The 17,847-nt window shown below is 34.3% G+C and carries 14 protein-coding genes; 5 read left to right on the plus strand and 9 right to left on the minus strand.

Translation table 11 applies throughout. The features are described from left to right. Positions 1–31: 31 nt before the first annotated feature. From ACEW8E_RS13900 to ACEW8E_RS13920, 5 genes are all read right to left on the minus strand, one after another. On the minus strand, positions 32–253 hold the full coding sequence (locus ACEW8E_RS13900) for a DUF167 domain-containing protein (protein WP_373480951.1): 222 nt from the start codon (positions 251–253) through the stop codon (positions 32–34). After that, complete coding sequence (locus ACEW8E_RS13905) at positions 243–1,409, minus strand: aminotransferase class V-fold PLP-dependent enzyme (RefSeq protein WP_373480952.1); 1,167 nt, start codon at positions 1,407–1,409, stop codon at positions 243–245. The genes ACEW8E_RS13900 and ACEW8E_RS13905 overlap by 11 nt, the downstream gene beginning before the upstream one ends. Before the next feature lie 175 nt (positions 1,410–1,584). Continuing rightward, positions 1,585–2,712: an aldo/keto reductase gene (locus ACEW8E_RS13910; RefSeq protein WP_373480953.1), complete on the minus strand. Its 1,128-nt coding sequence runs from the start codon at positions 2,710–2,712 to the stop codon at positions 1,585–1,587. A gap of 101 nt (positions 2,713–2,813) precedes the next feature. Then, the gene (locus tag ACEW8E_RS13915) at positions 2,814–3,317 is read right to left on the minus strand and encodes a bifunctional nuclease family protein (RefSeq protein WP_373480954.1); all 504 of its coding nucleotides are present in this window, start codon (positions 3,315–3,317) and stop codon (positions 2,814–2,816) included. A 105-nt stretch (positions 3,318–3,422) separates the two neighbouring features. Beyond that, complete coding sequence (locus ACEW8E_RS13920) at positions 3,423–3,749, minus strand: hypothetical protein (RefSeq protein WP_373480955.1); 327 nt, start codon at positions 3,747–3,749, stop codon at positions 3,423–3,425. Between the two features lie 274 nt (positions 3,750–4,023). On the opposite strand from ACEW8E_RS13920, the gene amt reads away from it, so the two are divergent. Further along, the gene (amt, locus tag ACEW8E_RS13925; RefSeq protein ID WP_373480956.1) at positions 4,024–5,745 is read left to right on the plus strand and encodes an ammonium transporter; all 1,722 of its coding nucleotides are present in this window, start codon (positions 4,024–4,026) and stop codon (positions 5,743–5,745) included. 24 nt (positions 5,746–5,769) lie between these two features. On the opposite strand, the gene ACEW8E_RS13930 is transcribed toward amt, so the two are convergent. After that, positions 5,770–6,561, minus strand: a complete 792-nt coding sequence (locus ACEW8E_RS13930; RefSeq protein ID WP_373480957.1) for a Crp/Fnr family transcriptional regulator — start codon at positions 6,559–6,561, stop codon at positions 5,770–5,772. 157 nt (positions 6,562–6,718) lie between these two features. Next, positions 6,719–7,957, minus strand: a complete 1,239-nt coding sequence (locus tag ACEW8E_RS13935; RefSeq protein ID WP_373480958.1) for an OFA family MFS transporter — start codon at positions 7,955–7,957, stop codon at positions 6,719–6,721. A gap of 701 nt (positions 7,958–8,658) precedes the next feature. On the opposite strand from ACEW8E_RS13935, the gene ACEW8E_RS13940 reads away from it, so the two are divergent. Further along, positions 8,659–9,021, plus strand: coding sequence for a phosphatase PAP2 family protein (locus ACEW8E_RS13940; RefSeq protein WP_373480959.1), 363 nt, complete (start codon positions 8,659–8,661; stop codon positions 9,019–9,021). A 159-nt stretch (positions 9,022–9,180) separates the two neighbouring features. On the opposite strand, the gene ACEW8E_RS13945 is transcribed toward ACEW8E_RS13940, so the two are convergent. Further along, complete coding sequence (locus tag ACEW8E_RS13945; protein ID WP_373480960.1) at positions 9,181–9,324, minus strand: hypothetical protein; 144 nt, start codon at positions 9,322–9,324, stop codon at positions 9,181–9,183. Between the two features lie 119 nt (positions 9,325–9,443). On the opposite strand from ACEW8E_RS13945, the gene folE reads away from it, so the two are divergent. The 3 genes from folE to gltB all read left to right on the plus strand — a co-directional run bounded on the left by folE (position 9,444) and on the right by gltB (position 16,278). Then, positions 9,444–10,103 (plus strand): GTP cyclohydrolase I FolE, encoded by a 660-nt coding sequence (folE, locus tag ACEW8E_RS13950; protein WP_373480961.1) that lies wholly within the window; start codon positions 9,444–9,446, stop codon positions 10,101–10,103. Positions 10,104–10,230: 127 nt separating this feature from the next. Continuing rightward, positions 10,231–11,247, plus strand: coding sequence for a GTP-binding protein (locus ACEW8E_RS13955; protein ID WP_373480962.1), 1,017 nt, complete (start codon positions 10,231–10,233; stop codon positions 11,245–11,247). A gap of 384 nt (positions 11,248–11,631) precedes the next feature. Further along, positions 11,632–16,278, plus strand: a complete 4,647-nt coding sequence (gene gltB, locus ACEW8E_RS13960; protein WP_373480963.1) for a glutamate synthase large subunit — start codon at positions 11,632–11,634, stop codon at positions 16,276–16,278. A gap of 59 nt (positions 16,279–16,337) precedes the next feature. Here gltB and ACEW8E_RS13965 read toward each other — a convergent pair whose 3' ends face one another. Next, positions 16,338–17,537, minus strand: coding sequence for a hypothetical protein (locus ACEW8E_RS13965; RefSeq protein WP_373480964.1), 1,200 nt, complete (start codon positions 17,535–17,537; stop codon positions 16,338–16,340). Between the last annotated feature and the right edge of the window lie 310 nt (positions 17,538–17,847).

A 17,847-nucleotide genomic window follows, 5' to 3' on the forward strand; every position in this document is an offset into this window, starting at 1 on the left:
TTGAAGTAACTAAAAGCTGATTAAGTAATTTTTAATCTTCAATTTCAATAATTTTATTTTGACTAGATAATCCTGATTTGATGATAACTTGAGATTTTTTTACCTTAAATTTTTCGGCAATAATCTTTATTAATTCTTGATTAGCTTTACCATCAATAGGTGGAGATTTTAAATTAATTATCCAAATACCTTCAACATTTTGCTCTATTTTTTGTTGTTTTGATTTAGGCTTAACTTTTACACTAATTTTCACTTTTAATCACGTTAATTAATGCCTCAATTTCTGTTTCTAAAGTTAAATAATGAACACAGGCTCGAATACAATAAGGATTAACTAAAGTGCGTAAATAAAATCCTTTTTCTTCTAAGATTTTCACCATATTATTAGCATCTTTTCCATTTCTCAAATAGAAAGAAATTAACCCTGATTTTGGAGAAGTGTTTTTTAAACATTCAATAGTTTTTATTTTTCTTAATTCTTCCCATAAATAACTACTTAATTCACTAATACGGTGATAACGTTGCTCTATTGTACCCCATTGTTGATGTATGGCGATCGCTTCTTGTAAAGCAGTAAACAAAGGATAAGCAGAAGTTGCCACCTCAAAACGACTACCATCATCGGTGAAAGGTAAATCGGTTTTTGAATAATTTAAGCCACGCCAACCGATAAAAGTAGGAAATAGAGAAGTAATTAAATCTTGTCTAGTATAGAGAAAGCCAACCCCAGAAGCACCACATAACCATTTATGCCCTGTACAACCATAAAAGTCAACCCTTGACTCTACTAAATTTAAAGGTAAACTACCTGCAGATTGTGCGCCATCCACTAACACTTGAATTTGTTTTTTACTATCACTATAGCTATGACATACAGACACAATTTCTTTTAACGGTAAAATTTGCCCCGTATTCCACAAAATGTGACTTATAATTACCAACCGAGTATTAGAAGTTAAATGATTTTTTATGACTTCTAGGGGATTACCGTCATTAAGAGTTTCGATAATAGGACAAGGAATAATTTTAACCCCAAAACGGCGACTAATTTCTTTTACGATAGCAATAATTCCGGGATGTTCTGCATCTGTTAATAAAATTTCTTCCCCTTCTTGCCAATCAATACCCCAAAGAGGAATATTACAACTAGCCGTCACATTTTCCGTTAAAGTAATAGTATTTGATGTTACCCCTATTTCTTGGGCAATAGCTTTTTTCGTTGCCGCAATATTTTCATACATCCAACTATTTATTTTTAACCCAAAAGGGCCAACTTGATCAATATACTGATAACTTTCAATAATTTTTTGTAAAGCAGATTGAGGTAAAATTCCTTGCCCACCGTAGTTAAAATAATACTTATTCTTTAAACCGAGAAATTGTTGTCGATGTTGATTAATATCAATCATGATTTAAGGGGAATTTTTTTTAAATTAATTAAAGTAATTAAAAGATTAATTTAATATAACATTTGGTGATGAAATAATAAACCAAATATTAGGATTAAACCTAAGTTTGAAGTAATAAATTTTGAATTATGAAAATTTTTAGGTAAAATTGCAAATTGAAGCATAATAAAGTTTATTACTCCCATAAACGTCGCCTTGCACTACCATTAAACCTAGTATGACTATCTCTTAATAAATCAGGAATATCGAGATTTTCAGGGCATTTTGGTAAACATTCACCGCAATCTGTACATTTATCGCCTTTTTTACCCCAAAACCAATGTCCAGCATTTTCTAACATCTGATAACGATAACTAGCGTATTCTTTCATGTCTAAACCTACTCCTAAATTCCGCAATCGCAAAATTTCAGGAATATTAATATTTTCAGGACAAGGCAAACATTGATAACATTGTGAACAATGATCAGTGTTTAAAGTATCTCTCAAATTGTCATCTATTTTAGTTAATGTTTCTCTCTCTAAAACTGTTAATTTCCCATCGTCATCACTCACTGATAAAGGCATAATTAACTCATCAGGATCACTTGCACCAAGGCTTAAAGTCGTAATTTGAGGGTTATTTAAGAGAAAACGATAATTTAAAAGTAAAGGTGAAAAAGGTTGACAAATTTGGGTTAATTTAGCTGAAGGTTGATATAAACGCCCTCCTTTATCGGCTGGTGAAATAATAAAAATTCCTAAATCATGTTTTTTTGCTAACTCAATAATGGGGTAATTATACTGAAAAAAGTAATAATAATGAAGGTTAATAAACTCAAAAAAACCAGTAGAAATAGTGGCAGAAATTAACTCTAAATTACCATGAGTTGAAAAACCAATATGTTTGATTTTATCTTCTTTTTTTGCTCGTTGTAAAACTTTTAAAAAACTATTTTCTTGGGTTAATAAATCTAAATGTTGCCATGTATTAACTCCATGAATTGCGACACAATCAATATAATTAACTCCTAAACGAGATAATGATTCATCTAACCATTTTTGAATAATTTTAACATCATTAATAGGAGTAAATTTAGTAGTAATAAATATCTTTTCACGAGGAATATTTAATTGTTTTAAAGCTAATCCTAAAAACGTCTCACTTTCACCATAACCTCTTGCGGTTTCAAAGTGATTTATGCCTAATTCTAAAGCCTTTTTTACGGTTTCTAGTAACTGAGATTGAGAATAACAACATCTCATTAAACCAAAAGAAAATACCGATAAATTTAACTTTGTTTTTCCAAAACGTCGATATTTCATCTCAATTTTATTACTTATATCTGAAAGATATTTATTCGATAAAAGATTTAACTAAATTAATACTTATAATTTGTTATTGATAATGTATAACTTGTTAATTATTAACTGTTATCTCCTCCTTTGGAGGCACGACGAATTAACTCATCAGGGCTTAAATTAGCGACAAAATCTCGAAAAGCCTCTCTTTCTTCTTCATCAGCCTCTCTATCGACAGGAATTGAAGCATCTAATAACACTTCTTCCATTACCCAAATCGGACATCCTATGCGTACTGCAATGGCTATGGCATCACTAGGACGACAATCAATATTTTTCTCTTTTTTGCCCATTTTCATACATAAAAGAGCATAAAAAGTGTTATCTTGTAAGGAATTAATGATCACTTTCTCTAATTTTAAATTCCAAATAGAAAAAACATTAACCATTAAATCATGAGTAAGAGGACGAGGAAATTCTTGTTGCTCTAGTACTCCAATAATAGATCTAGCTTGATCTTGACCGACATATATAGGTAATGCACGACGTTCAGAAGCATCTTTCAATAGTACAATAGGTGTACGACTTACTGCATCTAAAGCTATAGCCGCTACCTTCATTTCGATCATTGATTTATTCCTCTAAAACAACTCACAAGCTCAACATCTTTAATTATATGGCAAATTTGCGTCTTTTTTCTCGAAAATAACAAAAAATAGCCCACAGTGATGGTTTTATCCGAGTTTATTATCTTGGTTAAAAAGGTGTTTAATTTTTTCTATCCATTGCCAAATATCTTCATAGGAAATTTTAAGTAAGGAAAGAATACCTACTAAGATTAAAATTGAACCAAATAAAAAGTTATTATCATATAAATATAAGCCGACAATAACGATAAAATAAGGTGATAAAATACCGCTAATTTTTTCTACTAATTTAACCGTTGGTTGTAATTCAATTTCTTCTAATTCTGTTGTTATATAATCAGAAGATTCCTCCATAATTAAATCTTGTATTTTGGGATTATTTGATGGTTTATCGGGGTTATTTTTACTAAACATAATTAAATTATTCGTTATTTTTAACTTAATAAAATTTTTCTCTTGTAAACAGATAAAGAGACAGAAGAAAAAAGTTATCTTCTTAAGTTATTGTATCTAATTTATCCTTATAAGTTTATTCTTTTTGATCAATTCTTTCTAGGGAGATATTGATTGTTTGATTCTAAATTCAGGAAAATGGGTTAAAACATTTAAGTTAAAGTGTCTTATTTATCAATTGATTAATTAAAAAGATGTCATAAATATAGTATTAAATTTGTTTATTAGTGGTTAAATGATAGATCAACTTTGGTTATTGATTTGTTCTGGTTTAGTGTTGTTAATGCAAGGTGGTTTTATGTGTCTTGAATCTGGCTTAACTCGCTCAAAAAATAGTATTAATGTTGCTGTAAAAAATTTTGCTGATTTTGCTGTATCGGTGATGCTATTTTGGGCTTTTGGTTACGCTTTAATGTTTGGAATTTCTCAAACTGGTTGGGTTGGCACAAATTATTTTTTCTTTAATTCTCCCAATGAATCATCAATAGTCGTTTTTTTTATTTTTCAAGCCATGTTTTGCGGCACTTCCACTACTATTATTTCTGGTGCTGTTGCTGAAAGAATACAATTTTGGGCTTATTTAATCACAACTATTTTAGTTTCTGGCTTAATTTATCCTTTATTTGGCCATTGGGCATGGAATGAAAATGGTTGGTTAAAAGAAATAGGTTTTGTTGATTTTGCTGGAAGTACTGTTGTTCATAGTGTTGGGGCGTGGGTAAGTTTAGCAACTTTAGTTATTATTGGCTCAAGAAATGGACGATTTTCAGGAGGAAAAATTAACAAGATTCAAGGCTCAAATTTACCTTTTGCGGTGTTAGGTGCTTTACTTTTATGGGTTGGTTGGATTGGTTTTAATGGTGGTAGCACTTTTGCTTTAAATGAGAAAGTACCAAATATTATTCTCAATACTATCCTTTCAGGAGTTGGAGGAATGATTTGCGGTATGATTCTTAGTCATTTTCAAAATAAGCGCATTGAAGTAGAAGAATTAATCAATGGTAGTCTTGCGGGGTTAGTAGGTATTACTGCTAGTTGTCATTTAGTCTCAAGTCCTGTAGCTTTAATCATAGGCATAACCAGTGCAGGTGTCACTAATTTGGTATCTTTCAACCTCAAACGATGGGGCATTGACGATGCAGTAGATGCCGTGCCAGTACATGGTGGGGCTGGAGTTTGGGGTACAATCTGCGTAGGTTTATTTGGCAATTTAGAGCTACTTAATCATAGTCGAGGACAACAAATTATGGTGCAATTATTAGGGGTAAGTATTGCTTTGTTATGGGCTTTTGGTTTAACTTTTATCTTACTGACTATTATTAATCGTTATTATTCTTTACGGGTATCCCTAGAAGATGAAGAAATTGGTTTAAATATTTCTGAGCATGGTGCTAGTACTGATACTTATGAACTATTCCATGTGATGGATATACAGGCAAAAAACCATGATTTAACCTTGCGTGTGCCAGTACAATCTTTTACTGAAATTGGACATATCGCTCAACGTTATAATCAGGTTATGGATGCCCTTGAGGTTAATCATCGTCAAAATGTAGAGTCTTTGGAAGAACTTTACGCTATAACTGCCACTGCTGTATCTGCCATTGAAAATAATCACTTTCATCCTTCTGATTTTGATGATTTTTGCGATCGCCCCGACGATTTAGGTATTTTAGCACGAACATTACAACAAATGTTAGAACTATTGAATCAACAACAAGGAGATTTAATGACTGCAAAACAACAATTAAATTCAGTGGAAGAACATAAAAAACAATTAATTCAAGATATTTTTAGTAAAATGTTAGAAACTCGTTTCCCAGAAAATTATCAAGAAATTAATAATTTAATTAATGGTGTATCTTCTCAACAAAAAATTAATCTTCTACCCGAAATTTTAAAAGTAAAAAACATTGAAGAACTATCTAAAATTGTTGATAATATAATCAAAAAATAAGAGTAAATATTTTATAGTAATCTATCATTTTAAAGGCCACCATGAAACTTTATCTCTAGTAGAACTATATACTTCTTTTAATTCTTCTGGTTTTAAAATGTGAATAATATCATCAGAAGTGTCATTATCTTTATCTAAATTGATTAAACCTTCTTTTTGCATTCCCTTCAAAACTTGTTCAACAGTACGTTGATTTAACTGACAGGCTTTAGCGATAACTTCTACGGATAAATCAAAAATATAAACACCTTTATCGTTAGGTTGACTTTGTAATTCTCTTTCTTGATAAATTAACCCTCTTAATAAAGATGATACGGCTTGTGGTGGATAACTACTACAATTAAGAAGGTGATAAGTAAATTTTTCTCTCAGTTCAAATAACTTAGCATAACGTAGCCGTACAATATCAAAATGATCATAAATAAGTTGTAAAGCATCGAGAGGAATTTTCGTGACATAAGTAGTTTTGTAAGCCTCCACTAAACTAGGAAAACTCTTACTAGCCAAACCATAACTAAAAGGTAAACTGCGCATCCCAAAACAACCACCACGATAAGTTATAGAGATAATGCGATCTAGTGGATTACTAAGAGTAACAACAGGGCCACCTTCTAAAATCACATAGAGACTATCTAAACTATCATCGGGTAAAAATGCAGTAAATACAGGGCGATTAGAAAATAATTTTTCCTTAATAAGACTTTCTGGAGGTAAAAAAGAAGTCAATTCTTCCTGATTTAATCCTTGAAATAAATATGAATTTTCGATCAATAAACTAATAATATTCGTTTCACTCAGATTTTTTTTCTTTGTCATTGTCCTGTCATTTATTTTATACTAATGCTATGATCTCACAGTTGAGTATAAGATATATTTTAATTCTATATGTATCTTAAAGCAGGTTAAATTTCATTATAAAATAATTAGATTTAGGTAGGTATTCAGGTATCAGAACAAAAATACTTAACTGTTGTCAGCACTGATTACGATTTTTGAGGGTAAATTGAGCAATAAAAATACCAACTATCGCTAACACCCCCATGATATAAAAGCCATAGGTGTAGCTACCAAACAAGTCTCGTATTTGCCCCACAAAAACTGTCCCAACTAATGCACCCACTCCATAGGCAGTGAAAACAATCCCGTAGTTTTGCGCATAGTTATCAGGGTTGAAAAATTTTAGTGTCATTGTTGGCGCCATTGCTAACCATCCCCCTAAACAAAACCAAAATAAGCAAAAAGCGATTAAATAAGTCAAAATTTCTCTTGCTTGAGCAGAAATCATTAAAATACAAGCAACTAAGATGATAGTGTAGGAGGCGATCGCCACTTGACGGGGTTGAAAACGATCCGTTAACCAGCCAAATAAAGGACGACTAATGCCATTAAAAAGGGCAAATAAAGAAACACTCCGAGCCGCAAACTCAGGATTAATCTGGATAATTTCCACTCCCACAGGGCTAGAAATTCCGATGGCTGTTAACCCTACCAATGCACCAATGGCGTAACAAAACCATAAGCCGTAGAAAGAAGGGCTTTTTAACATGGGAGTATAATTTCTGATTTCTTGGATAGAATCTTTTCGGGTAGAAAGGGGGGATGGATTCCAATGGGCTGGAGGAAACTTAAGTGTGATCGACATTGCTAAAATAATCAAAATAAAAGCAATACCTAAAACTCTCAAGGTTATACTTATTCCGTAGGAAATAATTAATTGACTAGCTAAAGGAGCAGTAATTAGAGGAGAAAGCCCAAAACCGATAATTGTTAAACCTACAGCTAACCCCTTTTTATCAGGAAACCATCTTGCCACCACTGCCATGGGCACACCATAAGCAATACCCACTCCAGCACCAGCAATAACACCATAAGAAAGGGTAATTAAAGTGATATTCGGAGCAAAACTAGCTAAAATATAACCTAAACCGACTATTAATCCCCCCGTAGCCGTCATTACTCTAGCACCGATTTTCGGGATCAAAAACCCAGCAATGGGCATGAAAATTGAATAAAACAACAAACCAATGGTATAGGGCAATAAACTTTCCGTAGCACTAATATTTAATTGAGTTTCCAGAGGTTTGCGAAAAATACTCCAAGAATAAACACTTCCCAAACATAGCAAAACTATCATCCCCATAGGAATAAGTAACCATCTTCCTTGTTTGGCGTTAAGTCCAAATAGCTTTAAATCTAAATTAGGATCACTCACAATGGCTTACAATTAATAATTAAAAGTTTCACAAATAATACCTGAAGGATTTAATATTATTTAACTCCTACACAGTATATCTTAGACCCTAAACCGAAACTCTAATCTTTTTTTTATATTTTTATTATTTCATGTAGTTTTATTTCCCTTTTATAAAACCTCAGTTCAATGCTTTGAATAAGATTTAGGCAGGTTTCAGGTAGCCGGGAATAGTAGGTTAAAATTGACAATTTATAAATAAGAATTGATTTAATTTTAAATTTATGGAGATGTCTAATTAGTAGCAAAATTGGACTTAAAATATTTGGGTTGGAGTTGTTACTTTTAATGTTTTTACGGTAATGGCGGTCATTCTGTGGCAAACTAACTTATTAAATTTATTTTTACCTTTTTTTTAGTGGTACTTAAATTGTAAATTTTTTCTAAGTTATTTAATATTAAATCAAAACTTGAATAAAACAAAAATCTTATTATTTCTTAAAATACTTTGTTTAGTTATCTTTAGTGTTTTAGCTATAGAAATTAATTATTTTCATAGAGAATTTTTATGGGATAAATTAATTCTTTTATACATTCATAATCACTCAAATTCTTTGTTAAATAAACTTGCTCCAATTTTAACTAATTTTGGAGGATTGAAGTTAATTTTATTCTTTTCATTTTTTATATCATTATTCTTATTTATCAAGAAAGAAAAGAGATTGTTAACTTATTTAATTACCTCAATTTTTACCAGTGCAATAGTTAATTTTATCATTAAAATCTTTTTTCAACGCCCTCGCCCTAACTTATGGGAATCCTTTTATACTCAACCTTCTGACTTTTTTTTTCCTAGTGGCCATGCTATGGGTAGCATAAGTTTGGCTTTAACATTATTAATTATTTTTTGGGGTAGTCGCTGGACTTTATTATTCACTATTTTAGCCTTATTTTATATTCTTACTATTGCATGGACTAGATTATATTTAGGAGTACATTTTCCTAGTGACATACTGGGAGGATGGTTATTAGGAATTGCATGGACAACCTTGATAACATTATTATTAAATCCTCGTAAATTTTGAGATAAAAAGATGGGTTAAATTTATTTTAAATAATCTATTAATTTAATTTTTGGCGTTGCTGAATCAAGGTATGAAAATACAAACTCAACAATCTGGAATACTTACTATTTTATAGTTTAGCGATGTCTCTGGCACAGCAAAGCTACACGCCAATAAATATCAATCATACTCAAAATCAGCAACGCCCATTTCTCTAATATTTTCATCATCAATTCCTTGAGGTTTATGGACATGATACCAAAAGACGATTAAAAGTAAGATCGTGATTAATACTATTACAACAGTGTAATTTTTTTTCATCATTTCTCAACAACTATTAAAACACTTTTTAGTGAAAATTAGTGAAAAAGATATAATTACTAACCTCTTGTCAAAACAAATGATAACGATTATCATTTTGAATAGTCTCATCATCTAAAAATATGACATACACAGAATCTTCTATCATCAAAGATACTCACCGTAATAATTCCTTGCCTAACCTCGTGACGGAATCTCAACCTTCTGTCACCGAAGCAGATATGGTGAAAGCTGTTAGAACATTATTACTAGGATTAGGGGAAAATCCGGACAGAGAAGGATTAAGAGACACGCCTAAACGAGTAGTTAAAGCCTTAAAGTTTCTTACCTCTGGTTATAATCAATCCCTCGATGAATTGTTAAATGGCGCAGTTTTTCATGAGAATGCCAATGAAATGGTGTTAGTTAGAGATATTGATTTATTTAGCTCCTGTGAACATCATATACTACCAATTTTAGGGCGCGCCCATGTGGCTTATATTCCTAACGGTAAAGTCATTGGGTTATCGAAAATCGCCCGTATTTGTGAAATGTACGCTAGAAGATTGCAAGTACAAGAACGTTTAACTGCCCAAATTGCCGATGCTTTACAAGGTTTATTGCAACCTCAAGGAGTGGCAGTAGTTATCGAAGCTACTCATATGTGCATGGTGATGCGTGGAGTACAGAAACCCGGCTCTTGGACTTCTACAAGTGCGTTACGAGGTATTTTTAATGATGACGCAAAAACTCGTCAAGAATTTATGAATTTAATTCAACATCGACCCACTTTTAATAATTAATTGTGGTAAGGTGTTGGAGGGTTAAGGTATCTACGCTCAATGTAATGCCATATCACTATTGAGCGTAGTCGAAATGTAGAATCATAATCGAGAGTGTTAGAGATATTTTTTATTCTTAATTCTATATATGGATAATTTCGTTTTACCGAAAAGGGGTTTACCAGTTACGATTATTACGGGTTTTTTAGGTAGTGGCAAAACCACTTTACTTAATCATATTCTTACGAATAATCAAGATTTAAAAGTAGCAATTTTAGTTAATGAATTTGGTGATATTGATATTGATAGTCAGTTATTAATATCGGTGGAAGAAAATATGTTAAGTCTTAGTAATGGTTGTATTTGTTGCACCATTAATGATGATTTATTAGATACAGTTTATCAAGTTTTAGAAAGTGATAAAAAAATTGATTATTTAATTGTGGAAACTACGGGAGTAGCTGATCCTTTACCCATAGTTTTAACTTTTTTAAGTCCAGAATTACGAGATTTAATTCGTCTTGATTCTGTGTTAACTTTAATTGATGCAGAAAATTTTACGGCTGAACATTTTGAAAGTAATGCGGCTTTAAAACAGGTAATTTATGGGGATATTATTTTATTAAATAAGGTTGATTTAGTAACTGAAAAGAAGATTAAAGAGTTAGAAAAAGATATTTATTGTATTAAACAAGGTGCTAATATTTTACATACTGAATATGGTAAAGTACCCTTACCTTTAATTTTGGATATTGATATAAGTAAACCCACTAATTATCCTTCGGAATCTGTTACTAATTCTCATGATCATCACCACCATCATGATGAACATGATCACCATCATAACCATGATCATCATCACTCTAATCATTTAGAAGTTGATGGTTTTATGTCTATTTCTGTAGAGTTTGATCGAGCCTTTCATGTGGACAAATTTCAGAACTTTATTACCGATAATATCATGAATCAAGTATTTAGAGCAAAGGGAATATTATGGTTTGCTGAAAGTCAATTAAAACATATTTTTCAACTAAGCGGAAAACGCTATGATATTGATACCGAAGAATGGCAAAATCCTCCTAAAAATCAGTTAGTAATGATAGGGCGAAATCTGGACGAAAATAAATTAAAAGAGAAACTCAAACAATGCTTAATTAATGAGTAATTAGTAATTTTATAAAATATAATTTTCAGAAAAAAAATATAATAACGGTGGTAATGGGTAACTTTGGGGTAGGAAAAACCCATTGGATAACAGGGTGTTTTCAAAGTCGGGGCAAAATTAAAAAATAGGTAGAATATATCTTTGAGTTGTTTTTTATTGAAAATCAGGTATTATCACAATAAAAGAATTTATTAATTGATAATTTATCGAACCTCAGCTCTTCAAACTTTAAAAAACTTAATCTTATATTAACTTTCTGACAAAAAAAACGAGTTAATTCCTTAAATCTTCCTATAATGTGAAATAAACAAGTAAAGAGAAACCAAGCTAGACTTAATAATTTCTTTATATTTCAGACATAAACACCATTTTTAGGAAGCAATCATGACTTATAGTTTAATACCAGAAAAACAAGGATTATACGATCCACAAAATGAACACGATGCCTGTGGTGTGGGTTTCGTGGTGAATAAATACGGGAAAAAATCCCATGAGATAGTACAACAAGCCTTAACTATTTTAATCAATTTAGATCATAGAGGCGGTTGTGGTGCAGAGCCTAACACTGGGGATGGTGCAGGAATTTTGATGCAGTTACCCCACGAATTTATGAGTAAGGAAGCTCAAAAATTGGGGATTACTTTACCCGAAGTCGGTAGTTATGCCGTAGGAATGATTTTTACTTCCCCTGATGAAACCGCTAGATTGAAAGCTAGAAGTTTATTTGAGCAGGTTGTGACGGAAGAAGGGCAAAAAGTCTTAGGTTGGCGTGATGTGCCTACGGATAACTCTGATTTAGGTAAAAGTGCCTTGATTTGTGAGCCTTTTGTACAACAGGTTTTCATCGCTAAAAATCCTGACATTACCGATAATCTAACCTTTGAGCGTAAATTGTTTGTTATTAGAAAGCGATCGCACTCATTAATTAAAGCTCCTAAAATTGATGAATATTGGTATCCTGCCACTATTTCTAGTCGCACGATTGTCTATAAAGGAATGTTACGCCCTGAGCAAGTAGGCAAATATTACCTCGATTTGAGCAACCCTGAGTTGGAAACTGCCCTGTCTTTAGTACATTCTCGTTTTAGTACAAACACATTCCCCAGTTGGGAAAGAGCGCACCCTTACCGCTACATCACCCATAACGGCGAAATCAATACTTTACGAGGCAATACTAACTGGATGCAGGCGCGTCAAGCCCTATTTCAATCCGACTTATTCGGGGATGACATGGCAAAAATTCAGCCTATCATTAACATGGAAGGTAGTGATTCCCTCATCTTCGATAACGCCTTAGAGATGTTGGTATTAAGTGGGCGCTCGTTACCCCATGCCGTCATGATGATGATTCCTGAGCCTTGGAGTGGACATGAATCCATGAGTGCAGAGAAAAAAGCATTCTATCAATACCATTCTTGTTTAATTGAGCCTTGGGATGGTCCAGCTTCCATCGCATTTACTGACGGGAAGCAAATTGGTGCTACACTTGATCGAAACGGTTTACGTCCATCACGCTACATCGTCACCAAAGATGGATTAGTTATCATGGCATCAGAAGCAGGAGTCTTGCCCATTGAGCCAGAAAGGGTAGAATCTAAAGGAAGACTGCAACCCGGAGAAATGTTTTTAGTGGATATGGAAGCCGGGCGCATCGTTGCCGATGAAGAAGTCAAGCAACCTATCATCACCCAAAAACCTTATCAACAATGGTTAGATGAACATTTATACAGTTTAGATAAATTGCCCTCACCTCCAACCCCTTCTGTAGAAAAGGCTTCTAGCCTGTATAATGATCTAATGCCCTTGCAACAAGCCTTTGGTTATACCTTTGAAGACTTGCGGATGTTACTATTACCGATGGCACAAACGGGAGTTGAATCAGTGGGTGCAATGGGCATTGATACTCCTCTAGCTGTGTTGAGCGATCGCCCAAAATTATTGTATGATTATTTTAAACAACTTTTTGCACAAGTTACCAACCCTCCCATCGACTCCATCAGGGAAGCGATTATCACTTCCGCCGAAACTACTATTGGTAGAGAAGGAAACTTACTCAATCCCCAACCCGAAAGTTGTCATCTTATCGCCCTCAAAACTCCCATTCTCACTAACGAAGAATTGGCAAAACTGAAAAGTCTCACCCCCCTAACCCCCCTTAATAAGGGGGGAGTCGAAGACGGGGGTTTAAATCACCAGTTCAAAGCTCATACTATCTCAATTCTGTTTAACCCCAAAGATGGAGTAAAAGGGTTAGAAGAAGCCTTAGAAGCGATTTTTTCCCAAGCTGATCAAGCAATTAAAGAAGGATGTACCCACCTGATTTTGAGCGATCGAGGAGTGGACTTTAATAACGCACCTATACCCGCATTACTCGCCGTAGCAGGGTTACATCATCATCTAATTCGTAACGGCACACGCACCCTTGTAGGTTTAATCTTAGAATCTGCCGAGCCAAAAGAAGTACATCATTTTGCCTTGTTATTAGGCTATGGTTGCGGTGCAATCAATCCCTACCTCGCCTATGAAACTATTAATCAGATGATTGAGGAGAATTTGTTAACGGGAGTTGACTATGATACCGCTATTTATAATTACATCAAATCTATCACCAAAGGAGTAATTAAAATCGCCGCCAAGATTGGTATTTCTACCATCCAAAGCTATCGAGGTGCGCAAATTTTCGAGGCAGTGGGCTTAAATCAAAGTGTTATAAATAAATATTTCACTCGTACCGCTTCTCGTTTACAAGGAGTTGATTTAGAAGTCATCGCCCAAGAAACGATCATGCGTCATAGCCACGCTTTCCCTAATAGACAAGTTAACGGGCATACCCTTGATGTGGGCGGTGAATATCAATGGCGTAAAGATGGTGAATCTCACCTATTTAACCCTCAAACTATCCACACCTTACAACAAGCAGTGCAACTGGGAGATTATCAACTATTTAAGAAGTATTCCCAGATGATTAATGATCATGGTAAACATTACTTCCGTCTTCGTGACTTATTGGAGTTTAAACAACGGGAATCTATACCTATTGAAGAAGTTGAGCCTATTGAAAACATCATGAAGCGCTTTAAAACAGGCGCAATGAGTTACGGTTCGATTTCTCAAGAAACCCATGAGTCTTTGGCGATCGCCATGAATCGCATTGGTGGCAAATCTAACACAGGGGAAGGAGGAGAAGACCCAGAGCGCTATACTTGGACTAATGAGCAGGGAGACTCGAAAAATAGTGCCATTAAACAAGTAGCTAGTGGACGTTTTGGCGTTAATAGTTTATACCTTTCCCAAGCCAAAGAGATTCAAATTAAAATGGCACAAGGTGCAAAACCGGGAGAAGGTGGACAATTACCGGGTAAAAAAGTCTATCCTTGGATTGCTAAGGTGCGTTACTCTACCCCCGGCGTGGGTTTAATTTCTCCTCCTCCTCACCATGATATTTACTCCATTGAAGACTTAGCGGAATTAATCCACGACTTGAAAAACGCTAACCGCAAAGCCCGTATTAACGTGAAACTTGTTAGTGAAGTGGGAGTAGGTACGATCGCATCTGGAGTTGCTAAAGCTAAAGCCGATGTTGTTTTAATCTCAGGCTATGACGGAGGCACAGGGGCTTCTCCTCGCACATCAATTAAACACGCAGGACTACCTTGGGAATTGGGATTAGCCGAAACTCACCAAACCTTGTTATTAAATAACCTCCGCAGTCGCATTGTGGTAGAAACTGACGGGCAAATGAAAACAGGGCGAGATGTGGTAATTGCTGCCTTACTTGGTGCTGAAGAGTTTGGTTTTGCCACTGCACCCTTGATTACTCTCGGTTGTATCATGATGCGTGTATGCCATATGAACACTTGTCCTGTGGGAGTTGCTACCCAAAACCCCGAACTTCGTGCTAAATTTACAGGTGATCCTGCTTATACCGTCAATTTCATGAAGTTTATCGCTGAAGAAATGCGAGAAATTATGGCAGAGTTAGGCTTCCGCACTATTGATGAGATGGTAGGACGTACTGATGTATTAGAACCTAAAAGTGCAATCGATCATTGGAAAGCTAAAGGTATCGATATTTCTCCTATCCTTTATCAACCCAATGTTGATCCGAATATGCCTCGTCATTGTACCATCAAACAAGATCACGGTCTAGAACAGTCCCTCGATATCACTACTTTACTTGATTTATGCAAAGGTGCGATCGAGCATGGCGAAAAAGTCAAAGCCACCTTACCCATTAAAAACATTAACCGTGTGGTTGGCACAATTTTAGGTAACGAGATTACCAAGAAACACTGGGAAGGCTTACCTGAAGATACCGTGCATTTGCATTTTGTCGGTAGTGCAGGGCAAAGTTTAGGTGCTTTTGTACCCAAAGGAGTCACTCTTGAGTTAGAAGGAGACGCTAACGACTATATCGGTAAAGGGTTAAGCGGGGGTAAAATCATCGTTTATCCCGACAAAAAAGCCACCTTTGAAGCTGATAAAAATATCATCGTGGGTAACGTAGCCTTATATGGTGCAACCAGTGGTGAGGCTTATATTTCAGGGGTTGCAGGAGAGCGTTTCTGTGTGCGTAACTCAGGTGTAACTGCCGTTGTGGAAGGAGTAGGCGATCATGGTTGCGAATACATGACAGGTGGTAAAGTGGTTATCATCGGTAAAACTGGGCGTAACTTTGCGGCAGGAATGAGTGGCGGTGTTGCCTATATCTTCGATGAAACAGGGGATTTTGCGAACCATTGCAATACGGAGATGGTTGGTTTAGAAACCCTTGATGATGCTTCAGAGATTGCCGAGTTAAAACAATTAATTGTCAAACATCAACAATTTACTAATAGTAAAAAAGCCCAAAAAATGCTCGATAATTGGGAGGAAAATATCAGTAAATTTGTGAAAGTAATGCCTCGTGATTATAAACGAGTTTTAGAGGCATTAAAAGAGGCAATTAATTCTGGATTAAGCGGTGATGAGGCGCTGAATGCTGCTTTTGAAGCTAATGCACAAGATGTGGCAAGAGTAGGAGGAAGTTAATCAATAAATTGAATTTTAATTAATTTGATAGTGGGTTAATAACCCACTTTTTCCAATAATTATTGATTAAATTCTGTCTGTATTGCGTTTTCAATTATTTTATTTATTGCTTGTTGCTTTTCCTGAATTTGGCGGTCAATTTCTTTTTGAGCATCAAGTTGACTTTTGATTACTAAAACAATTTCGGCTTGCTGATTTTCGTCCCAATCTGGAATTGGAAACTCTTTGATTTGACTTGGGAATATGTTTGTGTTGTTTCCAAGTCCTTTTTTGTGAGTGTAAACCAAATACTGGAAAAAGTCGCTTCGCATATAGTAGTATGCACACAAAGGGTCAAAGCCTGTAAGTCTTATTCTTTGTGTAAAGTCTGCAAAAATTCCGTTTATTTCTTCGTCTTCAATGAGTGCAACTTTTCCGATAGTTCCTTCTCCTGAACGTGCTAAAAGAATGTCACCTTTTTTAACTGTCTTGTTTAGGTTGCTGGCTGCATAAGTTTCAGAAACCTTTTTGCAGTCTTCGGAGTCAAATGCCCAAGTTTTGATGTTAGACATTGCGATATAAAAATATTCTCCGTCTTCGTCATAGTCGCTTGGCGAAACACTTTTACCCAAAACGATAGGCTCGGTAATGAAATCTTTAATTCGCTTGTTTGTCTTACTTTCTAAAAATGATTGGATATAAGCTCCTGCTTTGTTGTGAAAGCGAATACCCATACGGCAATCAATATTGTTGGCAAATTTTGAAATGCTTGATGTGTAAATTTTCTCTTTCTTGACATTCTCAAACGCTGACCAATCAAATTCAAATGCTTCTCCAAAAACTTTATTGATTACCATTGTTGGCTCTAAAAGCGTGGCTTGCAATGCAATAATTTCTTTTTCAATAGCTTCTATTTTAGGGGCAATTAATTGAAGCGTTTCAATTTGAAAACTTGGTATTTTTATTTTGCCAACTTCACCCTTTGAAATATATTTAGATGTGTGAATTTTGTCAAAGTTGGGCTTAAAAATTAAATTAAAATACCATTTTAAAAATGTCTTGTTATATTTTGTTTCGTCAATTTTTAAAGCAAAAACATTTTGGTTTATGTATATGCCTCTATCAATTAGAAATGATAGACCAACGGTCATTGCATTTGAAAAAACCAAATCATCTTTTGATGCTTGAAATAAAGTTTTTTCGCTCTCAATCGCAAATTCTGTAATTTTTTCAGAACATTCAGGTCTTAGAACGTAAATAGATTTATCAACGTCCTGCATTGTAAGAAATTCATAATCACCATTCCAATATTGTTCATTAAACTTGGATGGTGTCCTTCCTGATTTTATTCCGTTTTCTACATCATTATTGACGAGTATGTTTTTTAATAATACATAGTTGTCAAAATGTAGAAGCGAGTAGTCTTTTAACCCAATACGTTCATTTAGGGTTAACGGTACTTAAACAAAAATTATGCCCAAACAAAGCCCAAACTTGCTTTATAATTAGTAAATACCTCAATATTATCTTTTAACCATTGAAAAAAGCGAAAAGATATGGCGGTGCGAAACGCTTCTAAGGCTTCACCAA

Source organism: Geminocystis sp., assembly GCF_041753295.1.
GTDB lineage: Bacteria > Cyanobacteriota > Cyanobacteriia > Cyanobacteriales > Cyanobacteriaceae > Geminocystis.

Coding starts and splice junctions, on each gene's coding strand:
- ACEW8E_RS13965 (WP_373480964.1), bottom strand. CDS start 17,537: ATGCAGGACGTTGATAAATCTATTTACGTTCTAAGACCTGAATGTTCT.
- gltB (WP_373480963.1), top strand. CDS start 11,632: ATGACTTATAGTTTAATACCAGAAAAACAAGGATTATACGATCCACAA.
- ACEW8E_RS13910 (WP_373480953.1), bottom strand. CDS start 2,712: ATGAAATATCGACGTTTTGGAAAAACAAAGTTAAATTTATCGGTATTT.
- ACEW8E_RS13955 (WP_373480962.1), top strand. CDS start 10,231: ATGGATAATTTCGTTTTACCGAAAAGGGGTTTACCAGTTACGATTATT.
- ACEW8E_RS13930 (WP_373480957.1), bottom strand. CDS start 6,561: ATGACAAAGAAAAAAAATCTGAGTGAAACGAATATTATTAGTTTATTG.
- ACEW8E_RS13920 (WP_373480955.1), bottom strand. CDS start 3,749: ATGTTTAGTAAAAATAACCCCGATAAACCATCAAATAATCCCAAAATA.
- amt (WP_373480956.1), top strand. CDS start 4,024: ATGATAGATCAACTTTGGTTATTGATTTGTTCTGGTTTAGTGTTGTTA.
- folE (WP_373480961.1), top strand. CDS start 9,444: ATGACATACACAGAATCTTCTATCATCAAAGATACTCACCGTAATAAT.
- ACEW8E_RS13915 (WP_373480954.1), bottom strand. CDS start 3,317: ATGATCGAAATGAAGGTAGCGGCTATAGCTTTAGATGCAGTAAGTCGT.
- ACEW8E_RS13905 (WP_373480952.1), bottom strand. CDS start 1,409: ATGATTGATATTAATCAACATCGACAACAATTTCTCGGTTTAAAGAAT.
- ACEW8E_RS13945 (WP_373480960.1), bottom strand. CDS start 9,324: ATGATGAAAAAAAATTACACTGTTGTAATAGTATTAATCACGATCTTA.